Here is a 16,959-nt window from a genome sequence, read left to right as displayed (position 1 = left end):
AATCATAATTCATATCATGATGTCCCCGGAAGTGAGAGCTATGCCGTCTGTAGGAGTCATCGCCACCGGTGGGACGATAGCGAGTACTGCGACCGAGAATGGAGCAGTGCCGACGGAGTCCGTCCAAGGACTCATCCAGTCGTACCCGTTTGCCGTCGATGAAATCGATATTCAAGTAGAGCAGGTCGCCCAAGAACCTAGTTCGGAGCTGACGATTAGTGACCTCGTTGCGCTCCAAAAGCGTGTTCGAACCGTCGCTCACGGGGTTGAAGGTATCGTCATCCTTCACGGAACGGATACGATCGAAGAAACCGCGTATTTCCTCGATGTCGTCTTAGATGTAGATATCCCGGTCGTGCTCACGGGGGCTCAACGGACGCACGACCAGATTAGCCCCGATGGCCCAGCGAACGTGAAGGGGAGTCTCCAAACAGTCGCGCATGGTCACGTCAGCGACGGCGTATTCGTATTTTTCAACGACCAACTACACGCAGCGAGAGCCGTCAGTAAAACCCATAGCAGCAATCTCGCCGCGTACACGTCCGGCGATTATGGACTCGTCGCCGAGCGTACGCCTGACGGTCTCTGGTTTTATCGCCAGCCGGAGAGCCTCTCGAAGACGATTCCAGTGACCGAGATAACGGCGACGGTGGAACTGGTGACTGTCTCCACGGACACAGGTGGCGAGCAGATTTCGAATGCTGTCGACCGAGGAGTCGACGGTATCGTGGTAAATGCACTCGGATTAGGAAACGTTCCGCAGGCGGTTGCGACTGCGATTACATCCGCAATCGAACGGGGGGTAACGGTCGTCGTCACAACCCGTTGTCGAACAGGAGCCGTGTCTCCAGTGTATGGTTCTGATGGTGGGGCGAAGGTACTCCAAGAGGCAGGGGCATTCTTCGAATCGAATCTCTCGGCCCACAAAGCTCGACTGAAGCTACTTGCTGCACTCTCAGCCAAGGAGACCGATGAAGGCATCCGAGCCGTATTCGATGCTCACAGATACGACGGTCACGGATACGTGGACACTGAGGTTTTGTAGCCCGTACCACGGAGTTAACCCAAACAAGATACCCGGTTCCGTCCAACGGTACGGACTATCTTCTGTAGATTGTCTAAGGTGCTGCAGAGCGAGATGTGACGACGCTTCCGTCGTGAAAGACAATGATGAACCGAAATCTATTTATCAGATACTATGACAACTATTCTCTGTCATGCCCGGAGAAGCATACGGCTTGATAAGCTTACTTCCAGCGTTAGTCGCGATTGGACTCACACTAGCGTCACGACAGGTCCTGCTGTCGCTGTTTGCAGGCATCTGGCTCGGCGCAACGATTCTCGTCGGATACAACCCTGTGTCGGGGAGTGCTCGTGCGTTGGAGTTCGTGGTATCGAACGTCACCGCGACGTGGAACATGAAATTACTGTTGTTCACCCTCCTTGTGGGTGCGATGCTTGGGATGATATTCCTCTCGGGAGGCATGTCCGCACTAGCAACCCGCATTGCCAAGCGGATTCAGACCCGAAAACAGGCTGAGTTGGGAACGTCGATACTCGGGATGTTGATCTTCGTCGACTCCTATGCGAGCACGATGATTACTGGTTCAGTGATGCGTCCGATTACCGACGAGTTCGACGTCTCACGGGAGAAACTCGCCTATATCCTTGACTCGACGACGTCGCCGACCGCGTCTATCGCCGTGGTATCGACGTGGCTGGGCTTTGAGGTCGGCCTGATTAAACAGCAGTTCACCGAACTTGGGATTCAGGCAGATCCGTTCGTGATGTTCTTGCAATCGATTCCGTTCCGATTTTACAGCCTGTTAGCAATCGCGCTCGTATTCGTTGTCATCATCACTGATTGGGATTTCGGACCCATGCAGGCTGCTGAGCGGCGTGCGGAGCGTACTGGAGAAGTCCTCCGTGAAGGGGCCGACCCACTCATCGAGACGCAAGAAGACGACATTGTCACGCCTGACTCCGTCTCTCCGCGATGGTGGTATTTCGCCGCACCAATCGTCTCCCTCGTGGTTGTGACAGCGATAAGCCTCCTGTACACCGGCGGTCTGACAGTCAGTGGCTTCTTTGGCCCGCTCACAAACGGGAATCTCGATGGGAGCACCACCGCACTTGTGGACTCGATTTCAAACGCATCCACGGCGAACGCCATTCTGTGGGCAGCGTTCTCAGGTGTCGTAACCATCTTCGCCATCCTCGTTGGCCACGCACGTGTCGGCCTCGAACCGATTTCCGACGCGATCTTCGAGGGGTTCAAGATGGTGATGTTCCCTGTCGCCGTCCTGTCGCTCGCATGGTCGATTGGCGCAGTCTCCCAGTCGATGGGTGTCGGTCCGTACATCGTGAGCGTCGCAGAAGGTGTTATCACCCCTGCAATGCTTCCGGCGATCGTCTTCATCGTCTCGGTAGTCATCTCGTTTTCCATTGGCACATCATGGGGGACGATGGGTATCCTGTTCCCGGTCGCAGTTCCTCTCGCACACACGCTCGGTGCGCCGCTGCCATCCGCAATCGGCGCGATTCTGACCGGGGCGCTCTTCGGTGACCACTGTTCGCCGATCTCGGATACAACCGTGCTCTCGTCGATGTTCGCAGCGAGTGATCACGTCGACCACGTCAACACCCAGATACCATACGCGGTCTTGGCAGGAACTATCGCTACTGGGCTCTTCCTCGCAAGTGGTTACGGAATCCCCGCTGTCCCCGCACTCATCGTTGGACTTGTCGCACTCGTTGCCGGTGCTTACGTCCTGTCCGAACACGTTAGTATCGGCCGGTTCACGGTATACGATTCCGATGCAGATTTCGGTGCCGATGATTAATTAAGCATGTAGATGACGAGTGTACGAACGATACAGGCAGTTCGTCTCCCGTGCATCAGGGGAGGTCACAACAGCTTGTGCGTTGGACACCACTCTGTTCTGGGGACCAAGTGTCTGCCTCCTTGATCAATGTCGCTCTGCTTGGCCCCGAGCTCGTAGGCACCTGACGCAACTGTTTTTGAATACTAATCGAGTATGAAATGGGTTGGATAAACAGTCAGTAGTCTATGTAACTACGGTTGAATATCGGGTCGCATAGAGATGTGAAACCCGACCAAGCTTTCTATTCAATCATACGGATTGATATCATTCTTGACCCATAATTGAAACTCGGCACTTCTAGTTAGTGACCTCCCCAAGGTGGGTTCGTCCATCAAGGTTTGATGTGATTGTGGGAGTATATTATTGTGTAAATTATGCAAAGGTCTCGTGAGCGATCCCCTGCTTGCGCACCAACGAGTTATAGACGGGTCAACCTGCATGTTGCGGTGATAGAACTACGTTTCGACGGGATTTTACTCGAAGTAATCAAGCCAATCATTCAATCCTAATCAAAAGGCTGCAGTTTACTATAGTAACCGTTAGAATTTTTTACTCAAAGACTGTCGTGAGAGCTAATGAAGCATCTCGACGAAATCACCGTCGAGGAATTGCAAGATGCTCTCGACAACGTGGACGGAAAGAAGCCGACACAACGGATCTTAGCAGCTATCGCGTACAAGAACGGTGTGACACAGACTGAGCTAGCTGAGTGGTACGATGTTCAGCGCCGGACAATCTACAGCTGGCTCAAGCGACTCGACACTGACGAGTCGCTTGAGCGGGCCGTATCTGACGATAAGCGAACCGGCAGAAAACGAAAACTCTCAGAATCACAACAAAGCAAATTTGAAGAAGCCGTTCACGGACCTCCTCAGGAAGTTGGGATCGACGCGCCGGCGTGGACGCCGGCGCTCGCCCAAAACTTTCTCGAAGAAACGTACGATATCAAGTATTCAATCCCGAGTTGTCGGCGGTTGCTGAAAGAAGCGGGACTGAGCTATCAGAAGCCACGCCGGAAAGCCGCCGAAGCCGACGAGGACGAGCAAGAAGCGTTCTACGAAGAACTCAAGAAAAGCGGCGGGAGATGGACGCCACCGTAGTCTGTATCGACCAAACCAAGAATCAGGCCAACGCGACTGGACGTGTCTGCTGGGCGCGATCACCGACGACGGTGACCGATTTTTCTCTCGATTCACCGAGTACGTCACGGCCGAGCACGCGAAACATTTCATTTTAGCATTATGCAAAGAATTCGAAGATGACTTGACCGTCGTCCTGGATGGAGCGCCATATTTCCAGGCGTCGGCCGTCACGGACCTGGCGGGCCGTGAGGACCTCGCCTTTGTGACGTTACTATCGTATTCGCCGGATCTGAACCCTGTCGAGGAATGCTGGAGACAACTTCAAGCGGCTCTAGTAACCGCTTCTTTCGACTCGCTCAACGAGCTTACAACAGCGATTGACACCGCTCTCGACCAACTCTCGGTACCAAATATGAGTAATTACTTCTAACGTCTACTACAGAAGTTCACTTCAAGGAACAATTTCATCTCGAGTCTATTACGATATAGAATCAAGGCTATTTACCATCGATTTTGGGAGTGGCTCGCTCGGCTGCGACCTGCTTCGGCGTTGCCTCAGCAGGCCGTGAGCGCGGTCAACCACGACAACCCCGAGCATGTTCGACCGCCACCCTCGTGTTTCTCGTATCGGCCGCTCAGCCGGTGAACCGTGGTTACCGGCTGATACTATCGCCGGACTGCTCGCACACGCGCTCGACCTCGGCGGGAGTGATGACGGCTATGTCACCGTCTAGCGTTCGCTTGAGGGCCGCCGTCGCAGTACCCGTTTCGAGTGCGTCTGGGACGGGTTCACCGCGAATCCGTGAGGCGAGATAGCCGCCGACGAATGCGTCGCCGGTACCTATCGGGTCGACTGTCTCAGTTTCGAACGCACCCTGTTCGTACGTCTCGCCGTCGGCGCGGGCGAGTGCGCCCTCGTCGCCGCGCGTGACGAGCACCGTCTCGAGGCCGAACTCCGCTTCGAGTGATGCCGCAATCGCGGCCGCGTCGCCGTCGTGTCCGAGGACGGTTCGGGCGTCGCGCGCCGCGACGACGAGCACGTCGACAAGCGGAAAGAGCGACTCGAGCGTCTCGCGTGCCGCTTTGGGACTCCACAGCTTCGACCGATAGTTCAGGTCGAACGCGGTGGTCGCCCCCGCGTTCCGCGCGGCGTTGAGAAGCGAGCGAGTCGTCGCTTCCAACTGGTCGGACAGCGCGGGCGTGATACCGCTCGTGTAGTAGTAGGTGGCGTCTTTGAGGTGGCGCGTCGGGAGTTCGCTGGGCGTCGCAGTCGTCACCGCGGCGTCCGCCCGGTCGTAGATGACCGACGTGCCACGCGGCTCGCCGCCGTGTTCGAGGTAGTACGTTCCCTGTCGGTGGTCGTCGCTCCAGACGACCGCGGGTTCGACGCCGTGTCGGCGCACGTCGGTCGCGACCCGGCGGCCGAGCGCCGAATCAGGGAGTTTCGATAGCCACGCGGCGTCGACTCCGAGCCTGCTGGCCGCGATGGCGACGTTCGACTCCGCCCCGGCGGTGCTGAACCGCAGCGTGTCACTCGTCTCCAAGCGGCCTCCTCTCGGAGGTGACAGGCGAACCATCGTCTCGCCGAAGGTCACCAGTTCAGGCGTCACAGTATCCACTCCGTCGGGGCGGGTTTTGCATACTCGAACGTCGCGGAGTCGCGTGATAAGGACTCCGCTCTGGACGAAGTTTGCACCCCGGCAGTCGTGGACCCCGAAGGTTAAGCCGTGGGTCGTCCTGCTACGGGTATGGTCGCTTCCACCGCCCAGCGAATCGCAGAGTCGGGTATCGTCGCAATCATCCGCGGGACCGACCCCGAGACGGCGATCGAGACGGTCGACGCGCTCCGCCGCGGCGGTGTCTCGACGGTCGAGATAACCGCGAACACCGAAGGCGTCCTCGATATGATTCGAGACGTGTCTGAGTCGTTCGCGGCCGACGAGGTCACTGTCGGCGCGGGGACCGTCCTCGACGCGGCGACGGCGCGGGCGGCGACCCTCGCCGGTGCGGAGTTCATCGTCACGCCGTCGTTCGACGAGGGCGTCGTCGAAACCGCGAACCGCTACGGTGTGCCCTCGCTCGTCGGAATCGCGACGCCGACCGAAGCCGTCGACGCCTTTGAAGCCGGCGCGGACATGGTGAAAGTGTTCCCCGCCGGCACGCTCGGTCCAGGATTCGTCTCGGCGCTCGATGGCCCCCTCGGCCACATCCCGACCGTCCCGACCGGCGGGGTCGGACTGGACAACGTGGACGAGTTCTTCGATGCGGGCGCGACGGCCGTCGGCGTCGGGAGCTCCATCGTCGACACCGAGGCCATCGCTTGCGGCGAGTTCGACGGTATCGAAGCGAACGCCCGCGCGTTCAGAGAGGCTGTCGAGGCCACACGGTCGGAGTAGGAGTTCGACCGGCTCCGGCGGCCGCGACGACCGAGGTGTCATCCGTTCTGAACTACACGAAACGAAAGCGGAACCCGACGGTCTGTGTCGCTTCGGGACCGCGGGAAGGTAGCGTCGTCACTCCCGACGCGGTGTTACGCCGTCGGCTTCCGCTCTCACCTACGGTCGGGACGGCCCCTCCGAGTCGTTCGCTCGACGCGTCACCGCTCGGCAACGACCTCGATTTCCACGTCGATGTCGACTGGGAGTTTCACGACCTCGACGGCGCTCCGTGCCGGATACGGTGCCGACATATACTCGCCGTAAACCTCGTTCACCTCGTCGTAGTAGCGCATATCTTTGAGGAAGACGGTGGCTTTCACCACGTCCGCGAGCGACGACCCGCCGGCCTCCAGAATCGCCTCGACGTTCTCGAGGGTTCGCTTCGTCTGTTCCGCCGGCGTCCCGTCGACGACCTCACCCGTTTCGGGGTCGACGGGTCCCTGTCCAGAGACGTAGAGTTTGTCGCCCGAGACGATGCCCTGCGAGTACGGTCCGATGCTGTCCGGTGCGTCCGCTGTGGTTAGTTCTTTCATCGTTGATGTGGTTACCGTCGTGATGGTACTTCGTCCGCGTCGTACACTTCATTGATGAACGACGTCGAGAGACTCGTTGTGAGGCCGCCGTCAAGGACGACGTTCTCGCCGGTAATGAAACTGGACAGCTCCGATGCGAGGAACAGCGAGGTGTCCGCGACCTCACGCGGCGTCCCGAAGCGACCGAGCGGGTACTGGTCGAGCCAGCCTTCGCGCGCGTTCGAATCGCCCGTTCGGCCCTCGGTGTTTTCCATCTCCTCGCGCCTGCTCGCGGTTTCTATCGTCCCTGCGGAGATAACGTTCGAGCGAACACCGTGTTGACCGTAGTGGGCCGCGATGTTTCGCGACATCGCGAGGAGACCGCTTTTCGCCTCCGAGTAGCCGGACAGACCGATTCCGAAGAGCCCGTTGACCGAACCCATGTGGACCATCGAGCCTCCGCCGGCGGCGACCATGGCCGGGAGGACCTCCTTGCTCAGGAGGAACTGGCTCTTGAGGTTCAGGTCGACCATCCGCTCGAACGTCTCCTCGTCGCAGCGGTGCGCCACGTTCGCGGACTCGTCGGACCCGCCCGCGTTGTTCACCAGCACCTTGACCTCGCCGAACTCGTCGAGCGCGGTATCGACGAGGCTTCGAACCTCGTCGCGGGCGGTCACGTCGCATTCGACCGGAACGACCCTGCCGTCGTGTGCGGCGGTGAGTTCCTCAGCGACTGGTCTCACGTCGTCCAACGAGCGCGAGCAGATGGCGACGTCTCCGCCCGCCTCCGCGAATCGCGCCGCGATTTCGCGACCGATACCCCGAGAGGCACCGGTTACGATTGCCGGACGGTCTCGTAGTGATAACTCAACCATAGCGTGCGCACCGATGTGGTCGGAGCTATTCAACCTTGCTATGGTGTTGCACTATATTCGGTACGCTTCGACGGCGTCTCGGTCGACCGAGATTCCGAGGCCGGGTCCGCGCGGTGCGGGGAGACAGCCGTCTTCAACTTCGAACGGCTCCGCGATGACGTCGCCCTCCCACGCGTAGTACGTCGAGTCCGGTGGGAGCGAAAAGCCCGGGATCCCGCTTACGGCGTGGAGAATTGCCGCCGTCCGAATCCCGAGGTCGAACGCACAGTGGTGAGTGAACGGCACGCCGGCGTCTTCGAGTATCGCCGCCTGTTGACGGATGCCGCTGATGCCGCCGGCCGGGGTGAGGTCGATAACTCCCACGTCCATCGCACCGGCCTCGATAAGCGAAGAGATGTTGTGTGGTACGTAGGTGTCCTCATTCGGGGCGATGGGCTGCCGAAGGCGCTGTCGCAATCGTGCGAGCGACACGTGGGAGTCCACCCGAATCGGCTGTTCGAGGTACTGCAGGTAGATACCCGCGTCTTCGAGCATCGCGCCGACGCGAACTGCCTGGTCGAGCGTCCAACCCTGGTTCGGGTCGAGGCGGAACTCCAGTTGTCCATCCGTCTCGTCGTGCATCGCCTTGATCCGCGCAACGTCCTGTCGCCAGTCCCTCCCCGCTTTCGTCTTGAGCACGTCGAAGCCGGCGTCTAGTGCCTCGCGGGCTTTCATGCGAGACTCCTCGGGCGGCAGGATTCCGAGGCAGAACGCGACCGGGACTGGACCGGGGTTCCGGGTGCCGTCGGCCACGTGGGATCTGTGCTGGAGCGTGCTCTGGGTCGGCGCGGTCCAGCCGCCGAGCAGTTCGTACACGGGTCGGTCGAGCGCTTTCCCTACGATGTCCCAACAGGCCGTTTCGACGGCGGAAAAGAACATATCGACGTTCGTGTACTCGACGAACACCTGTCGGCGGAGGCGTTCGATTTCGAACGGCGATTGACCGACGACCATCGGCCCGATACCGTCTTCGATGAGCGACTCGGTCGCCGTCGGCGAGAGAAACACGCGCATCTCGCCCCAGCCTTCGGTACCCTCGTCGGTGTCGACGCGGACGAGCACGCGCTCCATCGATTCGAGTTCGCCGTGATTCGTGGTGTACGGGGCGATTCCGAGATGCTCGTCGGTACTCGTTAGCGGAACGTCGACAGTAACCGCTGTCACGTCGGTTATCTCCATACAAACGCTTGTAGGGGGCGACAGTATGAAAGTATCGTTTGTTACAGACTCGCGTCCGTGGCCTCCCGAATCCACGACAGCGACCGCTCGGGCAGCAGCCCGTAGTTGTAGAACGAGACCCGCGGCACGTCGACGGCCCGCAGTGAGTCGACGATATTGACGAGCGTGTCGCCGTCGTGTATCGCCGGGTGGCCCGGGAGGAGTCCGACGTGTAACGGTACGTCATCGGTCACCGCATCGACGCTTCGATAGGCGTCCATCACCGCCTCACGTGAGGACTCGTACGCCGGCAGACAGAAGTAGTCGACGTGCTCGGACAACCGGTCGAGGTCGGCCCCAACCATCCACTCGCGGCCGGGTTCGGGCGCGCCGACATAGTATCCGAGCGGTGTCGACCCGCTCTCCGCGGACAGCTCCGCGTAGAGCGTCGCCAGCGTTTCTTCGCGCACGTCGACGTAGTCAGCGACCGCGTCGTGCTCGCGGAGCCACAGCTCGGGTGAGAGTCCGTGTGGAACGGTTCCGTCGACGATTTCGTCGAGCGTCTGCGCGACGGTGTCACGAGCTGATTCGACGTCGACGCCCGCGTCCGACGCGGTCGCCCGACAGTGGTCGCAGAAGCACAGTCCGAAGAGGAACTCACCGAGCGTTCCCAGCCGAGCGTGAATTTTCTGGTGGTGCCAACCGAATCCCGTCCCGTAGAAGTAGTCGAAGGTCTCGAGTTCGATTCGGTCGAAGTGGCCCGAGTCGGTCAGGTCGCGGACGAGTCCGATGAGGTACTCCTGCACGTCGGGGTTCGACGGGCAGAGGCCGAAGACGAGGTCGTCGCCGTGCGCGGAGGTCAGCGTCACGTCTCGGTGGCGCATCCCGAGCCGCGAGTTATGGCAACCGACCGTCCACGAGTTCAACCGGACGTTCTCGAGGCCGTCGGCGATTTCAGCGACCCAGTCACCGGTCATTCCCTCGTACGGAACCGGTTCGAGGCGGCCGTAGCTGCCGCTAGGGCGGAAGTACGAACTCGCGTGTGCGAAGAAGGTCCGTCGCTTCGGGTTGTGCGGCGCGAACGCTTGTACGGCGTGATAGTTCGTCGCGAGGGTCACCTCGTCGACGCCCAGTTCGTCGATGCGAGCGCCCGTTTCTCGTGGTCCCGCATCGAGCATGTCCCACGGGTACGCCCAGATAGCGAACTCCATAGCGGGTCGTCACGCGGGTCGATAATAAATATACAGGAGGGTCGTTACTCCTTGACTGCGCCGGCGGTCATCCCCGCCACGATGTACTGTTCGAGGAACGCGAACAGAACGAGGAGCGGGATGATACCGATGACCGAGACGGTGAGCATCATCCGCCAGTCGGTCTGGAGCGCGCCGACCATCGAGAAGACCCCGCGCGGGATGTTGTACTTCCCGCTGTCGGTGAGGAACGTCAGCACGAACAGTAGCCGGTTCCACGCGTACAGGAACGTGTAGGTGATGCTGGCGACTAGCGCGGGTTTGGTCAGCGGAAGAACAATCTTCGTGAGTACCTGTAGCTGGCTGGCACCGTCGATGCGGGCGGACTCCTCCAGTTCGACGGGCACGGTCTTGAAGTAGCCGTAGAGCATCCAGATGTTGAACGGGAGGGTGAACGCCGCTGCGGGGACGATAACGGCCAGGTACGTGTTGAACAGTCCGAGTCGGCTGATGACGTCGAACAGCCCCACGATGAGTACCACGGGGGCGAACATCTGGACGACGAGGACGGCGAGCAGGAACGTCCGCTTGCCCACGAAGTCGTTCCGCGCGCAGGAGTACGCCGCGGGGATCGCGAGCAGAAGCGTCAGGACGACGGTTCCGAGCGAGATGACGAAACTGTTGGCGATCCAGAGGAGCACGTCGGTCTGCGTCCAGACGTCCACGTACGCCCCGAGAGACGGCTGGGACGGCACGAGCGTCGCCGGCGCGGAGAATATCTCCGACTCCGGTTTGAACGTACTGGAGAACATCGCGTAGAACGGGAACATCATTATCCCGAGCAGGGCAATGAGCATGCCGTAGACTCTGACTCGGCGCAGTCCGCCCTCGTCGTGGCCTGCCATCGTCACAGTTCCTCACCTCCGCGAGTGTAGACCCTGAGATAGACGATGGCGAACAGGAGCAACAGCAGGAACCCGATGACGCTGTAGGCGGCACCGAGCCCGAGGTTCCCGTTCTGCAGTCCGACCTGGTAGATGTGTATCACCAGCGTCGCGGTCGTGCTAATCGGACCGCCGCCCGTCATCGTCCAGATAACGTCGAAACTGACGAAGGTCCAAATCGTCGAGAGGAGCGTCGCCATCAGGATGACGCTCTTGAGCTGTGGGAGCGTGATGTATCGGAACTGGTGCCACCGCTCGGCCCCGTCGATGGCCGCGGCCTCGTAGAGGTCCTGCGGAATCGACTGCAGACCCGCGAGGAAGATAATCGCCATGAACGGCGTACCGATCCAAATGTCCGCCACGACGACGCCTAACCACGCGATGTCTGGGTTCCCGAGAATCCCGATACCCTGCTCTATCACACCGAGTTTGAGCAAGATGGCGTTGAGGTAGCCGAACTGTGGATGTTCTATCCACCGGAAGACGACCGCAGAGATGGCGTACGGAATTCCCCACGGGATGAGAAACGCCGTTCGGAAGAACTTCCGACCCCGAATGTCGCCCTTGAGGTGAACTGCGATGAGCAGACCGAGTAGTGTCTTCCCGGCGACGCCGACCGCGACCCACCGTCCCGTTTGCCAGAGGAGACGGTAGAAGATGTCGCTGTTGAAAATGTCGACGTAGTGTTGCAACCCGACGAACGTCTCGATAGTCGAATCGGCGGGAGAACGGTACAGCGACAGGCGGAACGTCTCCAGTATCGGGTACCCGACGACGGCGACGAGGAACACCGCAGCGGGCGCTATCAAGAGGTACGCGCGGCGATTCCGCTTGACGTGCGCGGCGGACTGTGCCAGTCGCGAATCGTCGCCTGTCTGGGTGCGTTCTTCAGCGAGGCTCATATCGTTGCATTAGTTCATCGCGTCTTCGAGGTCACTCTGGGCGTCGTTCAAGGCCTTTTGCGGACTCTTCTGGTCGGCGAGCGCTTCTTGTATCGCTTGGACCATCCGGTCGTTGAACTGGCTGAAATTGCTGAGCTTCGGCCGGGCACGGGCGTACTGTCCCGCCTCGACGAACGGCCCCCAGTTCTTCGACTCGGAGAAGTACTCCCGTTCGCCGACCGCCTCGACGACCGGGAGGAAGCCCTTCTGCTTCGAGTACTGGAAGCGGCGCTCCTCGTCGAAGTAGAAGCGAATGAGATCTCGCGCGACGTCCTTGTGCTCGCTCTGGCTGAAGATTCCCAGCGTGTCGATGGTAAACAAGCTGTACCGGCCCGCGGGACCCTCTGGGACCTGGACGATACCGTAGTCGAACTCGACTTCGCCATTCTCCTGTGATTCGGTTATGTTGAGCCCCGTGTACACGTGCCCGATGACCATCCCGAGGTCACCGTTCTCGAACAGTTGACGGATGTCCTGTCGGGTCGACGAGAGCGGCGAGGACTGCGTCACGCCGTGTTCGAGGTGGAGGTCGGTGTAGAACGAAAGCGCCTCGACGGCGCCGTCGGAGTTGACGACGGGCATCCCCTCGTCGTTAACCAGGTCGGCACCGTGCGACCAGTGGTAGTGGTAGTACTGCGATCCCGTCTCGATGGCGTCGGCGCCGGCGAGACCGAGCGCCGGGATGCTCACCTCGTCGCTCTCGGTGAGGGCCTTCGCCGCCGCGAGCATATCTTCCCACGTGTCCAGCGTCGGGTTCTCCGGGTCGAGACCAGCGGCCTCGAACGCGTCTTTGTTGTAGTAGAGACACTTGTTCGACGCGGCCCATGGGACGCCGTAGTGCGAGCCGTTGTACATCGTGCCGTTGGCGACTCCCTCGGCGAACTTCTCGCCGAACTCACCGTCCATCAGGTCGTCGACTGGTTCGAGCGCGTCCTTTCCGACGAGTTGCGGAATCCACCGAGCGGGCCAGCGACTCACGTCCGGGGCCTGGCCACCGTCGACTCGGTTGTTCACCGTTTGTCGTGCGTTGTCCCAAGTTACACTCGTGAACTCGACGTCGACGTCGTACTCCGACTCGAAGGCGGCGTTGTTCTCCTCGAAGAACTGCTTGATGTTGTCGCCGACCCCCATCGTGAGAAGTTGGACACTCTGCGTGTCGTCCCCACCCTCACCGCTGCCCTCGCCGTCGGAGCCGCTTTCGCTTCCGTCCCCGCCGCCGGTACAGCCGGCGACGGCGATCATGCCACCAGCGCCGAGCGCTTGAAGCAGCCGCCGACGGTCCAGAGTCTGTCCGCTAGCTTCTTCTGTGGTATTCTCTCGCATCATCGCTACCAATTGCTCCCACATATATAATTGTTTTTATCCATATTTTATTTTCATTATGGTTGTCGGTGTCTCACGTGTTCTGTTCGTGAACCGCATCGAGCAGCGAGGCGAGCTCCTGGGCGATAATCGACCGAATCCGCTCCCCCTTCTCGGCGCTCGCCTCCTCGGGGAGTCCGATGGCGCCCGTCTCGGAGTACGCGTCGAACGACCGGTAGACGCTCACCGAGCCCCCGTCGAGGAGGTCCTGTCCGCCCCAGCGGTACGACTCGTGTAGCGGTTCACCGTTCCGCGTGGACGAATCGCCGACGAGATCGGGCCGGACCGCGAGCATGAGCGACGTTTCGAACTCGCCCCCATGAGCCATCCCTCCGGTGTCGGTGTCTCGAAGCGCCTCGATTCGGTCAGTCGCCAGCTCGAAGTAGGTCGTTCCGAGGACCTCGGCGTCGGTCTCGACACCGACCGTGCTGACGACGGACCCGATGAGGGGGCCGTTGCCGCCGTGGCCGTTGACGAACAATACGGCGTCGAAGCCGTTTTCAAGTCCCGTGTTCGCGATGTCCTCGAGCGTCGCGCGAATCGTTTCGAAGTCTAACGACAGCGTCCCGCCGAAGGTGAGGTGGTGCGGTGAGAACCCGCTCCACACCGTCGGCGAGACGACGACCGGGAGACCGTCGGTCTGCTCGACCGCGGAATCGACCATCGCCTCGACCAGGAGGGAGTCGGTCACCACCGGCAGGTGTTCGCCGTGCTGTTCGATGCTCCCTACCGGAATCACCAGAATCGACCCCGGTTTCGCTCCAACCCCTCGAACCTCGGCCGCAGTCATTCCTGCCCACTCGTGCCCTCGTCGTCCGATTGAATCATACATCATGTCAGGCGGAGTCCCTCAGTTGCGTCTCGCTCACCGGTACGCGCGCGCCGTCGCTACCAAAGAGGTGCATGTCGTCCACGTCGAACCCGAGCGTTATCTCGTCCCCGACGGTCGGTCGGAACTCGCTTTCGACCCGCGCGACGACCTCGGACGAACCCTGGGCCGTCTCCAGATAGAGGAAGTTGTCCGAACCGACTGGTTCGACGACGTCGACAACTGTCTCGACGTAGCCTCCCTCACGGTCCGGCGTGAGGTCTTCCGGTCGGACGCCCAACGTGTACTCACCAGAGGGAATGTCGACGCCTATCGTGAACTCGAAGCTCGGCGACTCGAAGCGAACGCCGCCGTCGTGGTCCGTTGCGGTCACCTCGAAGAAGTTCATCGAGGGCGACCCGATGAACCCGGCGACGAACTCGTTGTTGGGCTCGTCGTAGCACCGCTCCGGGGGGTCGACCTGCTGGAGTTTGCCGTCGTTGAGGATGACGATGCGGTCGGCCATTGTCATCGCCTCAGTCTGGTCGTGAGTGACGTACACTGTCGTGACGCCGAGGTCCTCCTGAATCCGCTGAATCTCCGTCCGCATCTGCGTCCGGAGCTTGGCGTCCAAGTTCGAAAGCGGCTCGTCCATCAGGAACACGTCGGGGTCGCGTACGATGGCTCTCCCGAGTGCGACCCGCTGTTGCTGGCCGCCCGAGAGCTGTTTCGGGAGGTCGTCTAACAGCTCCGAAATCTCCAGCATCTCGGCGGCGTCCTCGACGCGGTCCCGAACCTCGTCGTCGTCTTCCCCGGCGAGACGTAGCCCGAAAGACATGTTCTCGCGGACGGTCATGTGGGGGTACAGCGCGTACGACTGGAACACCATCGCGATGTTCCGGTCCTGTGGCCGCACGTCGTTGACGACGTTCTCGCCGATAGCGATTTCCCCTCCGGAGACGGTCTCAAGCCCCGCCACCATCCTGAGCGTCGTCGACTTCCCGCAGCCGGACGGCCCGACGACGACGACGAACTCCCCGTCGTCTACGGTGAGGTCCAACCCCTCGACGGCGAGGATGTCCCCGTCGTACTCCTTACTCACGTTCGATAGTCTTACCTGGCTCATGTCGACTGAGGACTACTCCTCAATCCCGCATAATAAATGTTGGTAATGGAGGCGAACGCCGCGCTCCCAACCGTGTTGAATCGCATTCGGCGCCGCCGCGGTCTTCTTAACCCTCTAGTCGTCGGGTGAGATGCCCGCCCGGTCGTCGGTTCTCGCCTGCCCTCGCGTCTAACCAAGGGACTCGGCGGCGGTCCCCGTCACGTCACCACCGTCGGCACCCCGTATTCAACACGGTCGAAAATGCAGAACCACGACGTACGCCTGCACGACTGTTGACATTCGTTGAACACGCCTTCTCGACCGGCATTTCGGCCTATTCACGGGACGTGGTTTCGCTCTCGGATTCGACGTGCTCGGAAAATACGTCTCTGTTTGAGGTAAAAATAGCGTATTACTCGCTGTACTTTTTTCTGTGGTGAATTCTCTAGGTATCTTTTCCGAGAGAGTTGAATACCAATTGAACAGGGGGAAAATATTTTCACCGAGTGCGGGAAAGACCGTAGCATGTCCGATGGCAACGTCAAAACAATACGCGCGGTCGAAACGACGTTCGATATTCTCGACGCTCTCAGCGGCGTCGAACCGGCCGGCCTCTCGGAGATCGCGTCGACAGTCGACATTCCGGCAAGCACGATTTACGTCCACCTCAACACGCTCGTCGAGCGGGGCTTCGTCGTCAAGGACGCCGGAGAGTACCGTCGCTCGTTTCGCTTTCTCGAGGTTGGTGGGGACGTCCGGCAACGAGTCGACATCGCCCGACTGCTCAGGAATAAGGTCGAAGAGCTCAGCCGAGTGACGGGCGAGATAGTCGGCGCCGCGGTCGAAGAAAACGGGAAACGGGTCATTCTGTATCGAAGCACCGGGGAGAAAGCCGCGGCGGACGAAATTCCGATCGGGAATCGCACGGAGATGCATTGGACCTCGCTCGGAAAGGCGATCTTAGCGTACCTTCCCGAGGCTCGCCGGGCGGAAATCGTCGAGCGACACGGTCTCCCATCGGGGACAAACAGAACCGTTAGCTCGCTGGCGGAACTCGAAGACTCGCTCGCTCGGGTCCGTGAACGGGGCTACGCCATCGACGACGAGGAACACCTCCGCGGTATTCGAGGTATCGCCGTTCCGCTTCTCGATAAACATGGAGATGTCAAGGCGTCCATCGGCGTGACCGGACCCCGAGACCGGTTCACACCGGCCTACATGGCGGAGCTACTGAACGTACTGCAGTACAGCAAAAACGAACTCGAGGTTCGTAACCAGTACTCCGAGTACACGACCATAGACGGGTGATTACCGGCGCTCACCGCGAATAGATTACGAAACTATGTCTGTAATACATTGCGGCGCGATACGAATGGGTATCACTCGTCTCGGAATCTCTCCGACCTTCCGGCCGAGAAGATCGATAAAACGACGACGCGTCGGTAGAGTCATTCATAGAATAATATTGCATAAAATAAGAAATATTAGTGCATCGATAGCCCTCTCCATATCGCCGCCGGAGCGACCATCTAGTGGACGGGGGGATCACAGTCATCCACACATAGGATGTTCTTTGTACCAAATCGATGCTCAAAATCGGATAAAACAAATATTCAACGT

General features: G+C 60.1%; 14 protein-coding genes and 1 pseudogene. 5 read left to right on the top strand and 10 right to left on the bottom strand.

The features are described from left to right. The first annotated feature begins 40 nt into the window (after positions 1 to 40). From ABY42_RS16330 to ABY42_RS19150, 3 genes and pseudogenes are all read left to right on the top strand, one after another. A complete protein-coding gene (locus ABY42_RS16330) occupies positions 41 to 1,045 on the top strand; it encodes an asparaginase (protein ID WP_050460222.1) in 1,005 nt (334 codons plus the stop codon). Between the two features lie 172 nt (positions 1,046 to 1,217). Then, the gene (locus ABY42_RS16325; RefSeq protein WP_050460143.1) at positions 1,218 to 2,843 is read left to right on the top strand and encodes a Na+/H+ antiporter NhaC family protein; all 1,626 of its coding nucleotides are present in this window, start codon (positions 1,218 to 1,220) and stop codon (positions 2,841 to 2,843) included. A 617-nt stretch (positions 2,844 to 3,460) separates the two neighbouring features. Further along, positions 3,461 to 4,397, top strand: a pseudogene (locus ABY42_RS19150) (IS630 family transposase). Between the two features lie 223 nt (positions 4,398 to 4,620). Here the strand turns inward: ABY42_RS19150 and kdgK1 are convergent. Further along, positions 4,621 to 5,577 (bottom strand): bifunctional 2-dehydro-3-deoxygluconokinase/2-dehydro-3-deoxygalactonokinase, encoded by a 957-nt coding sequence (gene kdgK1, locus ABY42_RS16315; RefSeq protein ID WP_082220707.1) that lies wholly within the window; start codon positions 5,575 to 5,577, stop codon positions 4,621 to 4,623. Positions 5,578 to 5,715: 138 nt separating this feature from the next. On the opposite strand from kdgK1, the gene ABY42_RS16310 reads away from it, so the two are divergent. Beyond that, positions 5,716 to 6,363: a bifunctional 4-hydroxy-2-oxoglutarate aldolase/2-dehydro-3-deoxy-phosphogluconate aldolase gene (locus tag ABY42_RS16310; protein ID WP_050460141.1), complete on the top strand. Its 648-nt coding sequence runs from the start codon at positions 5,716 to 5,718 to the stop codon at positions 6,361 to 6,363. A 200-nt stretch (positions 6,364 to 6,563) separates the two neighbouring features. Here ABY42_RS16310 and ABY42_RS16305 read toward each other — a convergent pair whose 3' ends face one another. The 9 genes from ABY42_RS16305 to ABY42_RS16265 form a co-directional block, all read right to left on the bottom strand. Continuing rightward, positions 6,564 to 6,938, bottom strand: coding sequence for a RidA family protein (locus tag ABY42_RS16305; protein ID WP_050460140.1), 375 nt, complete (start codon positions 6,936 to 6,938; stop codon positions 6,564 to 6,566). 11 nt (positions 6,939 to 6,949) lie between these two features. Continuing rightward, positions 6,950 to 7,792, bottom strand: coding sequence for an SDR family NAD(P)-dependent oxidoreductase (locus tag ABY42_RS16300; protein WP_050460139.1), 843 nt, complete (start codon positions 7,790 to 7,792; stop codon positions 6,950 to 6,952). A 51-nt stretch (positions 7,793 to 7,843) separates the two neighbouring features. Beyond that, positions 7,844 to 9,010: a mandelate racemase/muconate lactonizing enzyme family protein gene (locus ABY42_RS16295; RefSeq protein WP_050460138.1), complete on the bottom strand. Its 1,167-nt coding sequence runs from the start codon at positions 9,008 to 9,010 to the stop codon at positions 7,844 to 7,846. 41 nt (positions 9,011 to 9,051) lie between these two features. Then, positions 9,052 to 10,200, bottom strand: a complete 1,149-nt coding sequence (locus ABY42_RS16290; protein ID WP_050460137.1) for a hypothetical protein — start codon at positions 10,198 to 10,200, stop codon at positions 9,052 to 9,054. Between the two features lie 44 nt (positions 10,201 to 10,244). Then, entirely contained in the window at positions 10,245 to 11,090 is an 846-nt protein-coding gene (locus ABY42_RS16285; protein ID WP_008605944.1) for a carbohydrate ABC transporter permease, read from the bottom strand. Continuing rightward, positions 11,087 to 12,025, bottom strand: a complete 939-nt coding sequence (locus tag ABY42_RS16280) for a carbohydrate ABC transporter permease (protein ID WP_004062037.1) — start codon at positions 12,023 to 12,025, stop codon at positions 11,087 to 11,089. Before ABY42_RS16280 ends, ABY42_RS16285 begins: the two co-directional genes overlap by 4 nt. A gap of 9 nt (positions 12,026 to 12,034) precedes the next feature. Next, positions 12,035 to 13,306: an ABC transporter substrate-binding protein gene (locus tag ABY42_RS16275; protein ID WP_050460136.1), complete on the bottom strand. Its 1,272-nt coding sequence runs from the start codon at positions 13,304 to 13,306 to the stop codon at positions 12,035 to 12,037. 154 nt (positions 13,307 to 13,460) lie between these two features. After that, positions 13,461 to 14,261 (bottom strand): creatininase family protein, encoded by an 801-nt coding sequence (locus ABY42_RS16270; protein ID WP_050460135.1) that lies wholly within the window; start codon positions 14,259 to 14,261, stop codon positions 13,461 to 13,463. A gap of 1 nt (position 14,262) precedes the next feature. Next, complete coding sequence (locus tag ABY42_RS16265; RefSeq protein WP_050460134.1) at positions 14,263 to 15,360, bottom strand: ABC transporter ATP-binding protein; 1,098 nt, start codon at positions 15,358 to 15,360, stop codon at positions 14,263 to 14,265. A gap of 504 nt (positions 15,361 to 15,864) precedes the next feature. Between ABY42_RS16265 and ABY42_RS16260 the strand changes: the two genes are divergently transcribed. Next, positions 15,865 to 16,647, top strand: coding sequence for an IclR family transcriptional regulator (locus ABY42_RS16260; RefSeq protein WP_050460133.1), 783 nt, complete (start codon positions 15,865 to 15,867; stop codon positions 16,645 to 16,647). Positions 16,648 to 16,959 lie beyond the last annotated feature (312 nt).

It is taken from the genome of Haloferax gibbonsii (assembly GCF_001190965.1).
Classification (GTDB): Archaea; Halobacteriota; Halobacteria; order Halobacteriales; family Haloferacaceae; genus Haloferax; species Haloferax gibbonsii.
Note: the sequence above shows the minus strand (reverse complement) of the source record. Positions and strands in the feature narration are given on the sequence as shown.

Excerpts from the sequence above, each read along its gene's own strand:
- ABY42_RS16330 (WP_050460222.1), top strand. The coding sequence starts at position 41 with ATGCCGTCTGTAGGAGTCATCGCCACCGGTGGGACGATAGCGAGTACT.
- ABY42_RS16325 (WP_050460143.1), top strand. The coding sequence starts at position 1,218 with ATGCCCGGAGAAGCATACGGCTTGATAAGCTTACTTCCAGCGTTAGTC.
- ABY42_RS16310 (WP_050460141.1), top strand. The coding sequence starts at position 5,716 with ATGGTCGCTTCCACCGCCCAGCGAATCGCAGAGTCGGGTATCGTCGCA.
- ABY42_RS16305 (WP_050460140.1), bottom strand. The coding sequence starts at position 6,938 with ATGAAAGAACTAACCACAGCGGACGCACCGGACAGCATCGGACCGTAC.
- ABY42_RS16300 (WP_050460139.1), bottom strand. The coding sequence starts at position 7,792 with ATGGTTGAGTTATCACTACGAGACCGTCCGGCAATCGTAACCGGTGCC.
- ABY42_RS16295 (WP_050460138.1), bottom strand. The coding sequence starts at position 9,010 with ATGGAGATAACCGACGTGACAGCGGTTACTGTCGACGTTCCGCTAACG.
- ABY42_RS16290 (WP_050460137.1), bottom strand. The coding sequence starts at position 10,200 with ATGGAGTTCGCTATCTGGGCGTACCCGTGGGACATGCTCGATGCGGGA.
- ABY42_RS16280 (WP_004062037.1), bottom strand. The coding sequence starts at position 12,025 with ATGAGCCTCGCTGAAGAACGCACCCAGACAGGCGACGATTCGCGACTG.
- ABY42_RS16275 (WP_050460136.1), bottom strand. The coding sequence starts at position 13,306 with ATGATCGCCGTCGCCGGCTGTACCGGCGGCGGGGACGGAAGCGAAAGC.
- ABY42_RS16270 (WP_050460135.1), bottom strand. The coding sequence starts at position 14,261 with ATGATGTATGATTCAATCGGACGACGAGGGCACGAGTGGGCAGGAATG.
- ABY42_RS16265 (WP_050460134.1), bottom strand. The coding sequence starts at position 15,360 with ATGAGCCAGGTAAGACTATCGAACGTGAGTAAGGAGTACGACGGGGAC.
- ABY42_RS16260 (WP_050460133.1), top strand. The coding sequence starts at position 15,865 with ATGTCCGATGGCAACGTCAAAACAATACGCGCGGTCGAAACGACGTTC.